This is a genomic window from Streptomyces actuosus (assembly GCF_016921115.1).
Taxonomy (GTDB): domain Bacteria; phylum Actinomycetota; class Actinomycetes; order Streptomycetales; family Streptomycetaceae; genus Streptomyces; species Streptomyces actuosus_A.
In genome coordinates, this window is sequence record NZ_JAFFZS010000006.1 from 245,738 (window position 1) to 262,889 (window position 17,152).

The 17,152-nt window shown below is 73.3% G+C and carries 14 protein-coding genes; 7 read left to right on the forward strand and 7 right to left on the reverse strand.

Annotated features, from left to right (window positions below):
• The first annotated feature begins 63 nt into the window (after positions 1-63).
• The 3 genes from JS756_RS11015 to JS756_RS37790 are packed head-to-tail and all read left to right on the forward strand — an operon-like array spanning position 64 to position 2,242.
• Positions 64-780 carry a glycosyltransferase family 2 protein gene (locus JS756_RS11015; RefSeq protein WP_438817298.1) on the forward strand — a complete coding sequence of 239 codons (717 nt, stop codon included), beginning with the start codon at positions 64-66 and terminating at the stop codon, positions 778-780.
• The gene (locus JS756_RS11020; protein WP_205382832.1) at positions 777-1,427 is read left to right on the forward strand and encodes a TIGR04282 family arsenosugar biosynthesis glycosyltransferase; all 651 of its coding nucleotides are present in this window, start codon (positions 777-779) and stop codon (positions 1,425-1,427) included. Before JS756_RS11015 ends, JS756_RS11020 begins: the two co-directional genes overlap by 4 nt.
• The gene (locus JS756_RS37790; RefSeq protein ID WP_205382833.1) at positions 1,424-2,242 is read left to right on the forward strand and encodes a methyltransferase domain-containing protein; all 819 of its coding nucleotides are present in this window, start codon (positions 1,424-1,426) and stop codon (positions 2,240-2,242) included. The genes JS756_RS11020 and JS756_RS37790 overlap by 4 nt, the downstream gene beginning before the upstream one ends.
• A 334-nt stretch (positions 2,243-2,576) precedes the next feature.
• On the opposite strand, the gene JS756_RS11035 is transcribed toward JS756_RS37790, so the two are convergent.
• Positions 2,577-3,818 carry a molybdopterin-dependent oxidoreductase gene (locus tag JS756_RS11035; RefSeq protein ID WP_205382834.1) on the reverse strand — a complete coding sequence of 414 codons (1,242 nt, stop codon included), beginning with the start codon at positions 3,816-3,818 and terminating at the stop codon, positions 2,577-2,579.
• Between the two features lie 115 nt (positions 3,819-3,933).
• On the opposite strand from JS756_RS11035, the gene JS756_RS11040 reads away from it, so the two are divergent.
• From JS756_RS11040 to JS756_RS11050, 3 genes are all read left to right on the forward strand, one after another.
• The gene (locus JS756_RS11040) at positions 3,934-5,268 is read left to right on the forward strand and encodes a hypothetical protein (RefSeq protein ID WP_205382835.1); all 1,335 of its coding nucleotides are present in this window, start codon (positions 3,934-3,936) and stop codon (positions 5,266-5,268) included.
• A 209-nt stretch (positions 5,269-5,477) separates the two neighbouring features.
• Complete coding sequence (locus tag JS756_RS11045) at positions 5,478-6,269, forward strand: polysaccharide deacetylase family protein (protein ID WP_240203560.1); 792 nt, start codon at positions 5,478-5,480, stop codon at positions 6,267-6,269.
• Positions 6,270-6,297: 28 nt separating this feature from the next.
• Entirely contained in the window at positions 6,298-6,738 is a 441-nt protein-coding gene (locus JS756_RS11050) for an SRPBCC family protein (RefSeq protein WP_205382837.1), read from the forward strand.
• A gap of 203 nt (positions 6,739-6,941) precedes the next feature.
• On the opposite strand, the gene JS756_RS11055 is transcribed toward JS756_RS11050, so the two are convergent.
• Positions 6,942-8,414, reverse strand: a complete 1,473-nt coding sequence (locus tag JS756_RS11055; protein WP_205382838.1) for a hypothetical protein — start codon at positions 8,412-8,414, stop codon at positions 6,942-6,944.
• An 87-nt stretch (positions 8,415-8,501) separates the two neighbouring features.
• Between JS756_RS11055 and JS756_RS11060 the strand changes: the two genes are divergently transcribed.
• On the forward strand, positions 8,502-10,283 hold the full coding sequence (locus JS756_RS11060) for a hypothetical protein (RefSeq protein WP_205382839.1): 1,782 nt from the start codon (positions 8,502-8,504) through the stop codon (positions 10,281-10,283).
• A 72-nt stretch (positions 10,284-10,355) separates the two neighbouring features.
• On the opposite strand, the gene JS756_RS11065 is transcribed toward JS756_RS11060, so the two are convergent.
• The 5 genes from JS756_RS11065 to JS756_RS11085 form a co-directional block, all read right to left on the reverse strand.
• Positions 10,356-11,507, reverse strand: coding sequence for an XdhC family protein (locus JS756_RS11065; protein WP_205382840.1), 1,152 nt, complete (start codon positions 11,505-11,507; stop codon positions 10,356-10,358).
• A 50-nt stretch (positions 11,508-11,557) separates the two neighbouring features.
• On the reverse strand, positions 11,558-13,015 hold the full coding sequence (locus tag JS756_RS11070) for an NCS2 family permease (RefSeq protein WP_205382841.1): 1,458 nt from the start codon (positions 13,013-13,015) through the stop codon (positions 11,558-11,560).
• A gap of 221 nt (positions 13,016-13,236) precedes the next feature.
• Positions 13,237-15,621 carry a xanthine dehydrogenase family protein molybdopterin-binding subunit gene (locus tag JS756_RS11075; protein ID WP_205382842.1) on the reverse strand — a complete coding sequence of 795 codons (2,385 nt, stop codon included), beginning with the start codon at positions 15,619-15,621 and terminating at the stop codon, positions 13,237-13,239.
• A 2-nt stretch (positions 15,622-15,623) separates the two neighbouring features.
• Complete coding sequence (locus tag JS756_RS11080) at positions 15,624-16,205, reverse strand: (2Fe-2S)-binding protein (protein ID WP_205382843.1); 582 nt, start codon at positions 16,203-16,205, stop codon at positions 15,624-15,626.
• Complete coding sequence (locus JS756_RS11085) at positions 16,205-17,098, reverse strand: FAD binding domain-containing protein (RefSeq protein WP_205382844.1); 894 nt, start codon at positions 17,096-17,098, stop codon at positions 16,205-16,207. The genes JS756_RS11080 and JS756_RS11085 overlap by 1 nt, the downstream gene beginning before the upstream one ends.
• Positions 17,099-17,152 lie beyond the last annotated feature (54 nt).

Below are 17,152 nucleotides of genomic sequence, written 5' to 3' on the forward strand. Positions count from 1 at the left end.
CGTCCGCGTTTCGTAAGACGCCTGCACCCCTTATATCCCTTTCGTATCCGTAGGGTGAGAGCCGTGACTGCCCCATTGCCTACCTCCCCGACACCGGACGTCGACGTCGTCCTTCCCTGTCTGAACGAGGCCGAGGCCCTGCCCTGGGTGCTGGCCCGCATTCCCGCCGGGTGGCGGGCGCTGGTGGTGGACAACGGTTCCACCGACGGCTCCGCGGACATCGCCCGCAGCCTCGGCGCGACCGTCGTGCAGGAGTCGCGGCGCGGCTTCGGCGCGGCCTGCCACGCGGGTCTGACCGCGGCCACCGCCGACGTCGTCTGCTTCTGCGACTGCGACGCCTCGCTGGATCCCTCCCTGCTCGCGCCGTTCGTGCGCGAGGTGCGCGAGGACGGAGCCGACCTGGTCCTCGGGCGCCGCCGCCCGCAGGGCCGGGGCGCCTGGCCCGCACACGCCCGGGCGGGGAACCTCGCTCTCGCCCGGATGCTGCGCCGACGCACCGGACTGCGCCTGCACGACCTGGGCCCCCTGCGGGCCGCGCGCCGCGACGCGCTGCTCGGGCTCGGGCTGACCGACCGGCGCAGCGGCTATCCGCTGGAGATGGTCGTGCGCGCAGCGGACGCCGGCTGGCGGATCCGCGAGCACGACGTGCCGTACCTGCCCCGCACCGGTGCCTCCAAGGTGACCGGCACCTGGCGCGGCACCTGGCAGGCGGTACGTGACATGAGCCGGGTGCTGGCCGAGCCTGCCGGCGCATCCCTGACGGAAGGAACCCCCAGGTGACCACCCTGCTCGTCATCGCCAAGGAGCCGCGGCCCGGGCGGGTGAAGACCCGGCTCACCCCGCCGTACACGCCCGCGCAGGCCGCGGAGCTGGCCGCGGCCGCCCTCGCGGACACCCTGAGCACGGTGGCGCGGACGCCCGCCTCCCGGCGCGTGCTCGTGCTGGACGGGCACCCCGGTCCCTGGCTGCCGCCGGGCTTCGACGTCGTGCCGCAGTGCGGCGGCGGGCTGGACGAGCGGCTCGCCGCGGCCTTCGCGGCCTGCACCGGGCCCGCCCTGCTGATCGGCATGGACACCCCGCAGGTGTCGCCGGAGCTGCTCGCCGTCGACTTCGCGGACTGCGACGCCTGCTTCGGGCCCGCGCACGACGGCGGCTTCTGGGCACTGGGCCTGGCCGCACCCGACCCGGAGCTGCTGCGCGGGGTGCCGATGTCGCGGGCCGACACCGGAGCGGTGCAGCGGGGCCGGCTGGTCGACGCCGGACTGCGGGTGCGCGACCTCTCGCCGTTGCGGGACGTGGACACGGCCGCCGACGCCGACGCGGTCGCCGCCGAGGCGCCGCACGGCCGGTTCGCCGCCGAGCTGGCCCGCGTGCGGGTGACGGCGCGGGGCGAGGACGTCCGTGGACAGGCGGTCCCAGGACGATGAGCACCGCACACCACCTGGTGGCGACCAAGGCCACGACAGGCACCCGATCCGTCCCCGCCGCCTCGGACCGCTCCTGGTCCGCCGACCCCTACGCCGACGCCGTGCGCTCCGGGCGCGGCCCGCTGTTCCTGAGCCGGGGCGACGGCTGGCTGCTGCCGCTGGAGGTGGAGCGATGGTGCGCGCGGGCCGACGAGGCCGACCTCGACGTGCTGCGCCGCTGCGAGGGCTCCGTCCTGGACGTGGGCTGCGGCCCGGGACGCCTGGTGGCCGAGCTCGCCGAGCGGGGCGTCACGGCGCTCGGCATCGATGTCAGCGAGGTCGCCGTGGCCCGCACCGTGGGGCTGGGCGGGCGGGCTCTGCACCGCTCGGTGTTCGAGCCGGTGCCGGACGAGGGCCGGTGGGGCACCGCCCTCCTGGTCGACGGCAACGTGGGCATCGGCGGCGACCCGCGCGCCCTGCTGGCCCGGGTGCACCGGCTGCTCGCGCCCGGAGGTCTGCTGATCGCCGAGACGGTCCCGGTGGACGTCGACGAACGCGTCCACGTCCAGGTGACCGACGCCCGCGGCGGTACCAGCGCGCCCTTCCCCTGGGCCCGCCTGGGCACGGCGGCGCTGCTGCGGCACGCCCGCCCGCTGGGCTGGCGTGCCGTCGATCAGTGGGTGGCCGGCGGACGCTGCTTCGTGGCGCTGCGCAGTCGCCGCAGTCGGCGCAGCCGCAGCAGGAGCAGAAGCGCCGAGCCCCCGAACAGTACGGCGCTGATCAGCAGCCAGCGCGCGAGGAAGCCGTCGGGCGACAGCCCGGTCACCGACCGGTAGCGGTCCGCGACCCGGCCGCTGATCAGCGGGAACCACACGAGCAGCAGCAGCCCCGACAGCACCGCCGGCACACGCACGTACACGGCCAGCTCCCGGGACCCCGCCGCACCGAACGTCTGCACGACAGCGCGGTCAGCCACCGAGTAGAGCGGCAGCAGCACCAGGTCGTGCAGGAGTGCCGCTCCCACGAACCACAGCAGGATGCCGAACCAGTCTCCGTCCAGCAGGCGCACGCCGGCGTATCCGGCGAGGGCGAAGGAGCAGGCCAGCAGGAGCAGGTGCAGGGGGCTGCCGAGCGGCGGCAGACGCCGCAGCAGTTCCGGTCGCCGGGTCATCACAGGTCTCCGAACGTCATCCGGGCCACCCATTTGGTGTTCATCACACCGGGCGCCCCGGGCACGATGACACGGGCCGGGTGGCCGTGGTCGAGGGTGAGGGGCTCGCCGTTGACGTAGAGGGCGAGCAGGGAACGCGCGTCGGCGACCTGGTTGTCGCGCAGGGCGGCGCTCCGGAAGGCGCCGTGCCGCTGCAGCGACTCCACGAACACGTCCGGCGGATCGCTCTCGTGGCCCACGAGCGCGGCGAGGTCGCGCAGCCGCACCCCGCGCCACCACTGGTCGTCGGTGGACCAGCCCTCCACGCAGGCGATGGGTAGCGCGACGCTGTACAGCGGCATCCGCATCAGGTCGGCGCGGGAGAGGCGGACGGCCCCGGTGCGGCCGGTGACCACGAGCCGCCACGCCTCGTCGCCGGTCTCCCGCGGGTCGATCCCCGCGTACGAGGCGGTCTTGTTGATCTGGAACCCGCCGGGCCCGCTGCCCGGGTCGGCGCCGCCGTGCGGGGCGAGCAGCGCGGTCCGCCGCCAGGCCCCGCCCAGGCTCTGCCCCACGGTCGTGCCGAACAGCAGCAGCGAGGCGCCGCCGACCAGCCACAGGGCTCCGCGGCGGGAGACGGTCGGCGGATCGGGCTGCGGGGAGACCAGTTCCTCGCCCTCCCGCTCGCGCCCGCTCCTGAGGTGCCGCAGATTGCGCAGCGCCGCGGGCAGCCGCAGCGCCACGTGCAGGGCGAACGCGGCGAAGAACACCCAGGCGCCGTAGAAGTGCAGGGGGTAGAACGACCCCGGGAAGAGGTAGTCCAACTGGATGTTGAGCGCGCCGGTGGTGAACTCGAACAGCACACCGCCGACGAGGAGCAGCAGGGAGATCCGCTCCAGGGCGTGGGAGAGGGAGCGGGCCGGTGGCAGGGCGAACAGTTTCGGCACCACCGACCACAGCTTGGCCAGTACGACGGGGATGAGGGTGATGCCGAGGGTGACGTGGACGCCCTGGGTGAGCCGGTACAGCCAGTACGGACTCGTCGGCCAGGCGAACAGGTAGAAGCCGAGCAGGCCCTTGCCGGGCGTCTTGTCGTTGACCGATGACAGGTCCGGGTTGTAGGCGGCGTACGACAGCAGTCCCGTCACGAACAGCAGCGTGATCCCGGCGAGCAGGACGACGCCGAGCACCGAGGTGAGCCACGGGCCGCGCAGCGGGCTGCGCCAGAAGCCGGGCGAGGAGGGGAGGCGTTGGTCGTGCATGAGACGACCGTAGGCCCCGAAGGGGCCGCCAACGGGTGCACGACCCATGACGAAACGCTGACGTCCCTGCCGGTCACCCCCCGCTCGTGGTCCACGCACCCTAGCGTTCGACGATGTGATCCGTTCCCGTTACCGCGACCTGGCCGCCGTCCTGGCGGCCGTCCTGCTCGTCGTGGCCGCCGTCGTCATCGGCCGCCGCATCGAGGACTCCGACCACACGCTCTTCGTGGGCTGGCCCCCGCTGGTGGGCTCCTGGGACCCGCACGTCGGGCCGGGCACGCCGGCCGCGGTGGCACTCGCCGTCGCCGTCGTGGCGTACGGCCCCGCCGTCGCCGCCCGGCTGCCCTGGCGGGCCCTGCTGTGGGCGGCCTACGGCACCGCCCTGGCCTGGATCTGGTCGCTGGCCCTGATCGACGGCTGGCAGCGCGGTGTCGTGGGCCGGCTGACCACCCGCTTCGAGTACGTGCCGGCCGTCGGCCGCTTCCACGACATCCACGCCGCGCTGCAGGACTTCACCCACCACATCCTGCTGCACTCCCCCGACAACTGGCCCGCGCACGTCGCCGGCCATCCGCCGGGCGCCGTCCTCACCTTCGTCCTGCTGGACCGGATCGGACTGGGGGGCGGCGGCTGGGCGGGGGCCTGGTGCATCACCGTCGGCGCGTCGGCGTGCGTGGCCGTCCTCGTCGCGGTGCGCGCGCTGAGCGGGGAGGGCCTGGCGCGTCGGGCGGCACCGTTCCTGGTGCTCGCGCCGGCCGCGGTGTTCATGGGCGCGGCGCCCGACGCGTACTTCGCGGCCGTGGCCGCCTGGTCGGTGGCCCTGCTGGCGCTGGCGGTGACCGGGGGGCCTGCGGTGTGGGCGGCGGGCTCGGGCCTGCTGTTCGGGCTGACCTGCTACCTGTCGTACGGTCTGACGCTGTTCGCGCTGATCGGCGGGGCGGTGCTGCTGCTGGGGCGGGGCAGGCTGCGGGCACTGCCCTGGCTGGTGGCCGGGGCGGCCGTGGTACCGACCGTGTTCACCCTCGCCGGCTTCGACTGGTGGGAGGCCTACCACCTGCTCGTGCGCCGCTACTACGAGGGGGCGGGCGGCATCCGGCCCTACGCCTACTGGGTGTGGGCCAACCTCGCCTGCACGGTCCTGCTCGTCGGGCTCGCGACCGTGGCGGGCCTGCGCCGCGCGGGCGGTGCGCTGCTGCGCACGCGGGGGCGCGGGCTGCTGGACGAGAACGCCGGTGAGGCGAGGCTCGCCGTCCTCGTGGGGGCCGCGGCGCTGGCGCTGCTGGCGGCCGACCTGTCGGGGATGAGCAAGGCGGAGACGGAGCGGATCTGGCTGCCGTTCGTGATGTGGCTGCTGCCGGCGGGCGCGTTCCTGAGCGGCCCGCGCGCGTGGCTGGCGGCCCAGGCGGCCCTCGCGCTCCTCGTCAACCACCTGCTGCTGACCGGCTGGTGACCCGCGGGTGCCCTCGGGGGCGGCCCTCGGCAGGGCTCCCGAAGGGCACCCGGATCGCACCGCCTTGCCGCCGGACGCGGTCTGCCGGCGGCGAGGGGGTGCGCCTTTCCCGTCGGCGCGCGTGACCTGGTGAGGACCGTCACATTCGGCAAAAGGGCAGCGATCGAGGACTATACATATGGTGTATACACCATATGTATAGTCGCTCCATGCCTTCACTGACCAGGAAGACGCACAGAACGGGGAACGCGTTCCGGACCGCGGCGGTCCTGTCGGCCGCCGCCGGACTGATCCTGACGCTGAGCGGGTGCACCCGCCTGAACACCACGGCACCCAGCGACGCCCGCGCCCGCCCGGCCGCCACCGTCCAGGGGGCCCGGTTCGGAACCGTCGACTGCCGCGAGGCCAAGTGCATCGCGCTCACCTTCGACGCCGGTCCCAGCGAGAACTCCACGCGGCTGTTGGACATCCTGAAGGAGAAGCAGGTCCCGGCGACGTTCTTCCTGCTGGGCGCGCGGCACATCGAGAAGTACCCCGAGCTGGTGCAGCGGATGGCCGCCGAGGGCCACGAGGTCGCCAGCCACACCTGGGACCACAAGATACTGACGCGGATCGAGCCGGAGGAGATACGTGCGGAACTCCGCCGCCCCAACGAGGCGATAGAGCGCCTGACCGGGCACCGGCCGACGCTGATGCGCCCTCCGCAGGGCCGCACGAACGACACCGTGCACCGGATCTGCAAGGAGATGGGCCTGGCGGAGGTGCTGTGGAGCGTCACCGCCAAGGACTACCAGACCGAAGATTCCGCGCTGATCACCCGGCGGGTCCTCGACCAGGCGTCCCGGGACGGCATCATCCTGCTGCACGACATCTATCCGGGCACGGTCCCCGCCGTCCCCGGCATCATCGACGCCCTCAAGGAACGCGGCTACGTCTTCGTGACGGTCCCCCAGCTCCTGGCGCCCGGCACGGCCGAACCCGGCAGGGTGTACCGGCCCTGACAGGACACGCGGTCCATATGATCAAGGCGTGGTCGACTTCCGCCTCCAACGCACGGCGCCGCTCCCCCTGCAGGAGACCTGGCGCCGGCTCACCGACTGGCCCCGGCACGGGGACACGGTCCCCCTGACCCGCGTCAGCGCGCGCCCGCCGGAGCCCACCGGCGTCGGAACCCTCGTGGTGGCCCGCACCGCCCTCGGGCCGTTCGGCTTCGACGACCGGATGGAGGTCACCGTCTGGCGGCCGCCGGGCGAGGACACCCCCGGGCGCTGCCGCCTGGAGAAGCGGGGCCGCGTGGTCCGCGGCTGGGCCGAGATCGAGGTGCGGCCCGGCCCCGGCGGCCGGACCCGGGTGGAGTGGCGGGAGGAACTGCGCCTGCCCTTCCTGCCGGGCCTCTTCGACCCGGTCGTACGGGCGACGTCGCGCGCGGTCTTCGGCCGGACGGTGAACCACCTGCTCAGGTCGGGGTGAGGGAGCGTCAGGACCGCGCCGGCGACAGCGACACAGGGGCGTTGCGCGGGTCGACCCGGACGAACTGCACGTCGACCCGCCGGCCCGCCTCCAGCCCTTTCCACAGGTGCCCCGGAACGTCGGAGGCGGGAATCGGGCCCGCGGCCGAGCGCACCGGCGGTCGCGTCCGCCGTGGCACGCTCGGCCGCCCCGCCCGGGCCCGCTCAGCCGCGGCCCAGCACCCTGCGGGCGCCGGCGACGACGGCGGTGGCCAGGGTCCAGCCCGAGACGACGAGGACGAGTGCGACCACCTTGCCCGCGCCGGTCGGGTCCCAGGCTCCGCGGTATCCGAGGCTCGCGATGGGGACGAGCAGGTCGAGGCTGTACAGGACGGGGTCCCAGGCGCGGTGGTCGTCGACGCCGACGCGCTGCGGCGGATGGCGGGCGAACCACAGCGAGCCGACGGCCACGAGGGACAGCAGCCAGACCAGGGCCCGGCGCGGGGCGTACCCGTAACCGAACAGCACGTCCTGGACGAGGCCCCAGACCCGTCCCGACAGTCGGTCGTGACGGCTGAGGTGACGTTCGCGGGCGTGGCGCACGGCGCGGGCAGCGCGTTCGTCTCCGCCGCCCTCGTAGGACTTGGCGAGTTGCTCGAAGGCTCCGGCGCCGACCCGGGCGTCCCGGGTCAACCAGTCGATGCGGGCGCGGACTTCGACGGGCCGCTCGGTCTCCAGGCGCTGGTAGGCGAGTCCCTCCAGGGACAGGGCGCCGGGCGCGGGCCAGGTGGCCTCGGAGTCCACCAGGACACCGACGGAGGCGTCCTGGAGCACCACCTGCCCGGCGGGCCGCTCGCGCAGGTCCAGCCGGAGCCGGGGCACGCGCAGCCGGCTCAGGAGGAGGGATCCGGCGGGCTCCGCGAGTACGGCGTCGTGGAAGGTGACCACACCGCCGACCTCGGCGGCCCGCAGCAGTACCTGCCCGCTGCTGCGGAAACCCCAGTCCGCGTAGAAGCCGCCGCTGCAGGCCAGGCCGGTGGCGTCGATGCCGCCGACGTCGGCCGCGTGCAGGTTCACGGCGTAGGTGACGCGGGCGTCGCGCAGGTAGAGGGCCCCGGACGCGATCAGTTCGCGGGCGTGCAGCGAACCCCCGACGATCAGTCGCGGGGCGAGCAGCGACCAGGGGCCGTCGTCGGCGACGGTCAGCGAGTCCAGGACCAGGTTCCCGCCGATCCGCGCGTCGGCCAGTTGCAGCGCGCCGCTGACGGTGCCTTCCTGGAGGCGGCGGGGCACCCGTGCGCCCGTACCGGGGGCGGACGGGTCGGTCATCGGCCGGGTACGGGGACTGCCGTGGCCCAACCGTGCTGCGGTCAGGCGCAGTTCACCGTCGACGGCGAGATGGTCGGCGTGCAGGGCCGGCAGCGTGGAGCCGGACAGGTCGAGGGAGGGCACGGTCAGACCGGTGAGGTCGACGGGTTCCTCGAAGACGCAGTCGACGAGCACGAGCCGGACGCCGAGTCGCCGGTGCCCGAGATCGAGCCTGCCGGTCACGCGCAGCCCCTCGTGCCGGACCGCTCCTGCGTCCGGTTCGCGCACGGCAGTGATCGCGGCGGCGAGCTCCGCGGCGTCGACCGTGCCGGACAGGGCGCCGGACCGGCGGGCGCGCCGGTTCCCCCAGATGGTGCGGGCCATGGTCATCCCCCCTGTTCCTCCTTGGCATACCACACGCGGGGGTTCTTCTCGCACGGTTGATCGGAGCGGGTCCGCCCCCTTCATACTGGACGCATGGCGCATCCTCCGCCCCAGGCGCAGAAGGTGTTCGGCGACGCGACCCTGGATCTCCGGCTCGCCGAGTGGCTCCGCGTGAACGGCATGGAGCTGGAGGGGCCGAGGACCCTCCGGACGGGCGGCAGCGGCGGCAAGCTCGTCTCGGCCTATCTGCGGATGCCGGCGAGTTCACCGAGTACGGGGGGCGTGCGCATCATCAAGCTCGTCGGATCGTCGGCGGACGCCGAGGCGGAGCCGGCGAACCATCGGGCGGCGCTGGACCTGCGCGAGCGGGGCACCGAGGAGTTCACCGCACGGCATCTGGTGGGGCTCGACCTCCACTTCCTGAAGCTGGACGGCTCCTGGATCATGTTCCAGTTCCCGGCCGGCGACGGGAAGGAGGAGACGACGACCCTCGCGGAACTGGGCCGCACACCACGGCTGCCCGAACTCGTCGCGAGCATCACCCACGGAGTCCTGTTCGGCTGGAACCCGCGTCCCTCGACCCGCGGCCGGGACCTCGGCACCTCGGCCGGCGGCGAGGACACGCCCCTGTCCGCGGCGAGGTTCGTCGCCCTGATCCTCGGGGCGCGCGCCGACGGGGACGGCGTCCTGCGCTCCTGGGCACGCACGCGGCTCGGTCCGGCCGTGGACACCGAGCCGTGGTTCACCTTCCCCGGGCGCGGCCGGCCGCTGCCGAACCCCCTGTTCCTGGAGTCGGGTTCACCGCTGGGCACCTGCGCCCTGCGCTTCGCGCCACGCGGTCACGCGCACGGAGACCTGCACCCGGGCAACATCATGACGCCGGTGCGCGAGGCGGCGTCCGCCGACGCGTACTGGCTGGTGGACCTGTCCCGGTTCCACAAGGACGCGCTGCTGGCCCGGGACCCGGTACATCTGCTGGTGTGCCTGATCGCCGACTCGTTCCTGCCGCACCTGTCCGACGAGGCCCGCGAGGAGTTGCTCACCGCGCTGAGCGGCGACACCGTCGTGTGCACGGGACCGCTGATCCCGCAGCAACTGGCCCGGACCGTGGAGCGGTTGCGCGGTGTGTGGATCGACTGGGGCGCGCGCCTGGGCATCAACCCCGGTTGGCGGGAGCAGTGGTTCCTGGCGCTCCAGGCGGGAGCGCTGGCGGTCACCGCGCGGGAGCGCTATGCCGACGCGGAGCGCTGGTGGTTCTTGCGTCTGGCCGCCGCGGCGGGCGGGGCGTACCTCGACGCGGTGGGGGTGCGGCCCCCGCACCGCGCGCCGGCGCCGTTCCCGCTCGATCCGGTCCCCGTCGCACCCGTGCGGCCCGGTCCCGTGCAGCGCGGTCCGGGTCCGGCCGACTCGGGCCGGCAGGCTGTCGTCCCCGCGCCGGCCGCCCCACGGGCACCGGCTCCGGCTCCCGCGGCGCCGCCGGAGCCGTCAACGCCCCCTCCGGAGCCCCTGTTTCCGCAGCCGCGGCCTGTGGGGTCACGGCCTCCCGAGTCACGGCAGGTCGAGCCGACGCTGTTTCAGGTGCTCGACGACATCTGGGAGACCTTCGAGCACCCTCGGCGCCTGCTGAACGCGGTCCGCCCCACGGAGCTGAGGGGGCCGGCCCAGGCCGTCAGTTCCACGCAACGGAGTTCGCCCTCGTCCTGGCCGGCGGCCAGGACGAGGGCGGACCCGTGCGGGCCGAACTGGGCGAGACCGTCGCCCTGTTGCGCGACGTGGCGGCCCGGGCGAACGAGTTGCTGCGCGAACTGCCGCAGGTGCCGGGCCCCTGGGAGGATGTCGCGTTCCAGCCGCCCCCCGTCCTCGACGACGTCGTAGACGCCCTGGACGATCTGCTGCTGACGGTCGGCCGGGCCAGGGCGGCCCTGTCGACGGGGGCGTCCTGAGCCGTCAGGCCACCGCCCCGGTCCGCTGCGCCGCTTGCGGCGTCGTGTCGTGGTGGATCGGCGTGTGTGCTCCCGTCAGCGACACGCCGCTGCCGCCGCGCCGGTCGGCGACGATCTCCGCGGCGATGGACAGGGCGGTCTCCTCGGGGGTGCGGGCGCCCAGGTCGAGGCCGATCGGGGAACGCAGCCGGGCCAGCTCCCGATCCGTGACGCCGACCTCGCGCAGGCGCCGGTTGCGGTCCAGGTGGGTGCGGCGGGAGCCCATCGCGCCGACGTAGGCCACCGGCAGCCGCAGCGCCAGCTTCAGCAGCGGCACGTCGAACTTGGCGTCGTGGGTGAGGACGCACAGGACGGTGCGGGCGTCGACGTCGGTGCGGCGGAGGTACTTGTGGGGCCACTCGACGACGACCTCGTCGGCGTCGGGGAAGCGGGCGGGGGTGGCGAAGACGGGGCGGGCGTCGCACACCGTCACGCGGTAGCCGAGGAACCGTCCGACGCGGACCAGGGCCGAGGCGAAGTCGATCGCGCCGAAGACGATCATCCGGGGCGGGGGGACGGAGGACTCGACGAGCAGGGTGAGCGGCGCCCCGCAACGGGAGCCCCGCTCACCGATCTCCAGGGTGCCGGTGCGGCCGGCGTCGAGGAAGGCGCGGGCCTCGGCGGCGACCGTGCGGTCCAGCTCCGGGTGGGCGCCGAGGCCGCCGGCGCCGGAGCCGTCGGGGTGGACCAGCAGGGCCCGGCCCAGCAGGTCGGCCGGGCCTCGCACGACCCGTGCCAGGGCCGCCGCCCGCCCTCCGGCGGCGGCGGCGAGCGCTGCGGCGGCCGTCGGGCGGGCCGGATCGCCGGCCCGCACCGGGGTGACGAGGATGTCGATGACGCCGCCGCAGGTCAGGCCGACGGCGAAGGCGTCGTCGTCGCTGTAGCCGAAGCTCTCCAGGACGGTCTCGCCGTCCGTCAGCGCCTGCCGGCACAGCTCGTACACCGCGCCCTCCACACAACCGCCGGAGACCGACCCGATCGCCGTGCCGTCGGCGTCCACCGCGAGTGCGGCGCCGGGCTGGCGGGGTGCGCTGCCGCCGACGGCCACCACGGTGGCGACGGCGAAGTCGCGTCCCTGCTCGACCCACCGGTTCAGCTCGTCGGCGATGTCCAGCATCTGTCGGTCTCCTTAAAGGCGGTGGTGTGGCGGGCTCTCGGAGAGCTCGGCTAGTGCACGCCCAGCCAGCTCTCGATCGGGTTGAGGGCGAAGTAGACCAGGAAGATCGCGGTCAGACCCCACATGAAGGCACCGATCTCGCGGGCCTTGCCCTGGGCGGCCTTGATGGCGACGTACGAGACGACGCCGGCGGCCACGCCCGTGGTGATGGTGTACGTGAACGGCATCAGCACGACCGTCAGGAACACCGGGATCGCGGTGGCCCGGTCGGCCCAGTCGACGTGCCGGGCGTTCATCAGCATCATCGCTCCGATGACCACCAGGGCGGCGGAGGCGACCTCCTGCGGCACGATCGCCGTCAGCGGGGTGAAGAAGAGGCAGGCCGCGAAGAACAGGCCGGTGACGACGGAGGCCAGCCCCGTGCGGGCGCCCTCGCCGACTCCGGTCGCCGACTCGATGAAGACCGTCTGGCCGGAGCCGCCCGCGACGCCGCCGATCGCGCCGCCGGCGCCGTCGATGAACAGCGCCTTCGACAGGCCCGGCATGCGGCCCCTGTCGTCGGCGAGCTTGGCCTCGGTGCCGACGCCGATGATGGTGGCCATGGCGTCGAAGAACCCGGCGAGCACCAGGGTGAAGACGATCATGCCGACGGTCATGGCGCCGACCTCGCCCCAGCCGCCGAACTCGACGTGCCCGAAGAGCGAGAAGTCGGGCATCGACACCGCGCTGCCGTGGAGTTCGGGGGCGCCGTTGGACCAGGCGCCGGCCTTGATGACGCCGGCGCCGTTGAGGATCGCGGCGACGACGGTGCCGGAGACGATGCCGATGAGGATGGCGCCGGGGACGTTGCGGGCCTGCAGCATGAAGATCAGCAGGAGGGTGCCGGCGAAGAGCAGGACCGGCCAGCCGGCCAGTTCACCGGCGGGGCCGAGGGACAGCGGGGTGGCCTTGCCCTGGTGGACGAAGCCGGCCTTGAAGAACCCGATGAGGGCGATGAACAGGCCGATGCCCATCGTGATGCCGTGCTTGAGGGCGAGCGGGATCGCGTTCATGATCATCTCGCGCAGGCCGGTGACGACCAGCAGCATGATGACGACGCCGTACATCACGCACATGCCCATCGCCTGCGGCCAGGTCATCTGCGGGGCGACCTGGGAGGAGATGACGCCGGAGACCGAGAGGCCCGCGGCGAGGGCGAGCGGCACCTTGCCGGCGAAGCCCATCAGGAGCGTGGTGGCGGCCGCGGCGAACGCGGTGGCGGTGATCAGGGCCTTCTGGCCGAGCGTGTCCCCCGCCGCGTCCTTTCCGGACAGGATCAGGGGGTTGAGCAGCAGGATGTACGCCATCGCCATGAAGGTGGTGACGCCGCCGCGCACTTCGGTCGCGACGGTGGATCCCCGCTGGGATATGTGGAAGTACCGGTCGAGCCAGGACCGGCCGGCCGGGACGCGGCTGCCCGCGCCCGCGTCCTCGGCGGTGGTTCTGGGCTCCACTGACTGCTGGGTCATGGTGCCATCTCCCAAGGTTCAAAGGGGCACCCGCATCCTGACCGCGGCAGTCGAAGGTGCCGTGGCGGCGGGATTTGGGAATGGACGACCCGGGGGACGGCCCGAGACGAACGAAACTGCTGGTGCTTCGAGGACCGCGAGCGGAGCGGACTCAAAGAGGGTTCCTCCGGGCGGCGCGCGGAGTGTGTGACGTTCCCTGCGCCGCCCGGAGAGTTCGGGGGCTATGCCGTGCCGGTCAGGTGCTCGGGCCGCACCGGGGTGCGGTCGAGCTCCAGGCCGGTGGCGGCGCGGATGGCCGCGAGGACGGCCGGCGTCGACGACAGGGTCGGCGCCTCGCCGATGCCGCGCAGGCCGTAGGGGGCGTGCTCGTCGGCGAGTTCGAGGACGTCGACCGGGATGGTCGGCGTGTCGAGGATGGTGGGGATCAGGTAGTCGGTGAAGGAGGGGTTGCGCACCTTCGCGGTCTTCGGGTCGACGATGATCTCCTCCATCACCGCGACGCCCAGTCCCTGGGTCGTGCCGCCCTGGATCTGGCCGACGACGGAGAGCGGGTTGAGCGCCTTGCCGACGTCCTGGGCGCAGGCCAGCTCGATCACCTTGACCAGGCCGAGTTCGGTGTCGACCTCGACGACGGCGCGGTGTGCGGCGAAGGAGTACTGCACATGGCCGTTGCCCTGGCCGGTGCGCAGGTCGAAGGCCTCGGTCGGGCGGTGCCGCCACTCCCGTTCGATCTCGACCGCCTCGCCCTCCAGGACGTCGACGAGGTCGGCGAGCACCTCACCGGCGTCGGTGACCACCTTGCCGCCCTCCAGCAGCAGTTCGGCGGTCGCCCAGGCCGGGTGGTGGGAGCCGAACCTCCGGCGCCCGATCTCCAGGACCTTCTCCCTGACCAGTTCGCACGCGTTCTTCACGGCGCCGCCGGTGACGTACGTCTGCCGGGAGGCGGACGTCGAACCGGCCGAGCCCACCTGGGTGTCGGCGGGGTGGATGGTCACCTGGGTGACGCCGAGCTCGGTGCGGGCGATCTGCGCGTGGACGGTGACGCCGCCCTGGCCGACCTCCGCCATCGCGGTGTGCACGGTGGCGACCGGTTCACCGGCGACGACCTCCATGCGCACGCGTGCCGTGGAGTAGTCGTCGAACCCCTCGGAGAAGCCGACGTTCTTGATGCCGACCGCGTAGCCGACACCGCGTACGACGCCCTCGCCGTGCGTGGTGTTGGACAGGCCGCCGGGCAGCTGCCGGACGTCGGCGCCCTCGCTGGACTCCCACTGGCGCTCGGGCGGCATGGGCATCGCCTTGACGCGGCGCAGGAGTTCGGCGACGGGGGCCGGGGAGTCGACGGGCTGGCCCGTGGGCATGATCGTGCCCTGCTCCATCGCGTTCAGCCGGCGCAGCTCCACCGGGTCCATGCCCAGCTTCTTCGCCAGCTTGTCCATCTGCGCCTCGTAGGCGAAGCACGCCTGGACCGCGCCGAAGCCGCGCATGGCGCCGCAGGGCGGGTTGTTGGTGTAGAGGGCGATGGCCTCGATGTCGACGTCGTCCACCACGTACGGGCCGACCGACAGGGACGCGGCGTTGCCGACGACCGCCGGGGAGGCGGAGGCGTAGGCGCCGCCGTCCAGGACGATCCGGCACTTGATGTGCGTGAGCTTGCCGTCCTTGGTGGCGCCGTGCTCGTAGTACAGCTTCGCCGGGTGGCGGTGGACGTGTCCGAAGAAGGACTCGAACCGGTTGTAGACGATCTTCACCGGCTTGCCGGTGCGCAGCGCGAGGAGGCAGGCGTGGATCTGCATCGACAGGTCCTCGCGGCCGCCGAAAGCGCCGCCGACGCCGGCCAGCGTCATCCGCACCTTGTCCTCGGGCAGGCCGAGGACGGGCGCGATCTGGCGCAGGTCGGAGTGGAGCCACTGGGTGGCGATGTAGAGGTGGACGCCGCCGTCCTCCTCCGGTACGGCGAGCCCGGACTCGGGGCCGAGGAAGGCCTGGTCCTGCATGCCGAAGGTGTACTCGCCGGTGACGACGGCGTCGGCGCGCCGCGCGGCCGCGGCGGCGTCGCCGCGGACGATGGGCTGACGGTGCACGACGTTGGGGTGCGGGACGTGCCCGGCGTGGTGGTCGTCGCGGCCCTCGTGGACGAGGAGCGCGTCGGGGGCGACCGCCGACGCCTCGTCGGTGATGACGGGGAGTTCGCGGTACTCCACGTGGATCTTGGCGGCGGCGCGGCGGGCGGTCTCGGGGTGGTCGGCGGCGACGATCGCGACGGGCTCGCCGTGGTGGCGGACCTTGCCGTGGGCCAGGACCGGGGTGTCCTGGATCTCCAGGCCGTAGTTCTTCACCTCGGTGGGCAGGTCGTCGTAGGTCATGACCGCGTACACGCCGGGCAGCGCCAGGGCCTGGGACGTGTCGATCGACACGATCTCGGCGTGGGCGACGGTGGAGCGCAGGATCTGGCCCCAGAGCATGTCCTCGTGCCACATGTCGGACGAGTACGCGAACTCGCCGGTGACCTTCAGGGTGCCGTCCGGGCGGAGCGTGGACTCCCCGATGCCGCCCTTGGTCTGCGAGCCCTGCGTGATCTTGGTGGGAACGCCGTTGGCAGGCATGGTCAGACCCCCTCGGACTGGCGGGCGGCGGCCAGGCGGACCGCGTCCATGATCTTCTCGTAGCCCGTGCAGCGGCACAGGTTGCCCGACAGCGCCTCGCGGATGTCCGCGTCGGTCGGGTTCGGGGTGCGCTCCAGCATCTCGTCGGCGGCGACGAGCAGGCCGGGTGTGCAGAAGCCGCACTGGACGGCGCCGGCGTCGATGAACGCCTGCTGGATCGGGGACAGTTCGGTGCCCTCGCCGGTCTGCGAGTCGGTGCCCTTGGCCTGCCACGCCTTCGCCTCGTCCAGCGAGGTGCCGCAGGCCCCGTTCGCGCAGCCGCCCTCGGCGCGCTGCTTGGCGTGGTCCGCCAGGCCCTCCACGGTGACGACCTCGCGGCCCTCCACCTGGCCGGCGGCGACCAGGCAGGAGCAGACCGGCACGCCGTCCAGGCGCACGGTGCAGGAGCCGCACTCGCCCTGTTCGCAGGCGTTCTTGGAGCCGGGCAGGCCGAGGCGCTCGCGCAGGACGTACAGCAGGGACTCGCCCTCCCACACGTCGTCGGCCTCCTGGGGGCGTCCGTTGACAGTGAAGTTGACGCGCATTACGCAGCTCCCTCCGAGGTGCGGCGGGTGCCGCGGTACGACTCCCAGGTCCAGGTCAGCGTGCGGCGGGCCATGACGCCGACCGCGTGGCGCCGGTAGCTCGCGGTGCCCCGGACGTCGTCGATCGGGTTGCAGGCGGCCGAGCACAGCTCGGCGAACTGCTTGGCGACCGACGGGGTGATGATCTTTCCGTTGTCCCAGAAGCCGCCCTCGTCGAGCGCTGCGTCGAGGAACTCCTCGGCCGCCTTCGCCCGGATCGGGGTGGGCGCGGCCGAGCCGATGCCGGTGCGCACGGTGCGGGTCGCGGGGTGCAGGGCGAGGCCGAACGCGCACACGGCGATGACCATGGCGTTGCGGGTGCCGACCTTGGAGTACTGCTGCGGGCCGTCGGCCTTGGCGACGTGCACGGCGCGGATCAGCTCGTCGGGCTGGAGCGCGTTGCGCTTGACGCCGGTGTAGAAGTCGTCGATCGGGATCAGCCGGGTGCCGCGGGCCGCCGACTCGACCTCGACCTCGGCGCCGGCCGCCAGCAGGGCCGGGTGGGCGTCGCCGGCCGGGGAGGCGGTGCCGAGGTTGCCGCCGACGCCGCCGCGGTTGCGGATCTGCGGGGAGGCGACCGTGTGCGAGGCGAGGGCCAGCCCGGGCAGCTCGGCACGCAGGTTCTCCATGATCTGCGTGTACGGCACGGAGGCGCCCAGCCGTACGCTCTCCTCGCCGACCTCCCACTCCCGGAGGTCGCCGATGCGGTTGAGGTCCAAGAGGTACTCGGGCCGGCGGTGGTCGAAGTTGATCTCGACCATCACGTCGGTGCCACCCGCAATCGGCACAGCCGTGGGATGCGCTGCCTTGGCGGCGAGCGCCTCCCCCCAGCTGGCGGGGCGAAGGAAGTCCATGACCGGCTCTCTTCTTCCGTCTCGTGAGTCGTACAGATTGAGCCAATCCGTGTG

Coding starts and splice junctions, on each gene's coding strand:
- JS756_RS11085 (WP_205382844.1), bottom strand. CDS start 17,098: ATGGACTTCCTTCGCCCCGCCAGCTGGGGGGAGGCGCTCGCCGCCAAG.
- JS756_RS11080 (WP_205382843.1), bottom strand. CDS start 16,205: ATGCGCGTCAACTTCACTGTCAACGGACGCCCCCAGGAGGCCGACGAC.
- JS756_RS11045 (WP_240203560.1), top strand. CDS start 5,478: ATGCCTTCACTGACCAGGAAGACGCACAGAACGGGGAACGCGTTCCGG.
- JS756_RS11070 (WP_205382841.1), bottom strand. CDS start 13,015: ATGACCCAGCAGTCAGTGGAGCCCAGAACCACCGCCGAGGACGCGGGC.
- JS756_RS37790 (WP_205382833.1), top strand. CDS start 1,424: ATGAGCACCGCACACCACCTGGTGGCGACCAAGGCCACGACAGGCACC.
- JS756_RS11075 (WP_205382842.1), bottom strand. CDS start 15,621: ATGCCTGCCAACGGCGTTCCCACCAAGATCACGCAGGGCTCGCAGACC.
- JS756_RS11035 (WP_205382834.1), bottom strand. CDS start 3,818: ATGCACGACCAACGCCTCCCCTCCTCGCCCGGCTTCTGGCGCAGCCCG.
- JS756_RS11065 (WP_205382840.1), bottom strand. CDS start 11,507: ATGCTGGACATCGCCGACGAGCTGAACCGGTGGGTCGAGCAGGGACGC.
- JS756_RS11055 (WP_205382838.1), bottom strand. CDS start 8,414: ATGACCATGGCCCGCACCATCTGGGGGAACCGGCGCGCCCGCCGGTCC.
- JS756_RS11060 (WP_205382839.1), top strand. CDS start 8,502: ATGGCGCATCCTCCGCCCCAGGCGCAGAAGGTGTTCGGCGACGCGACC.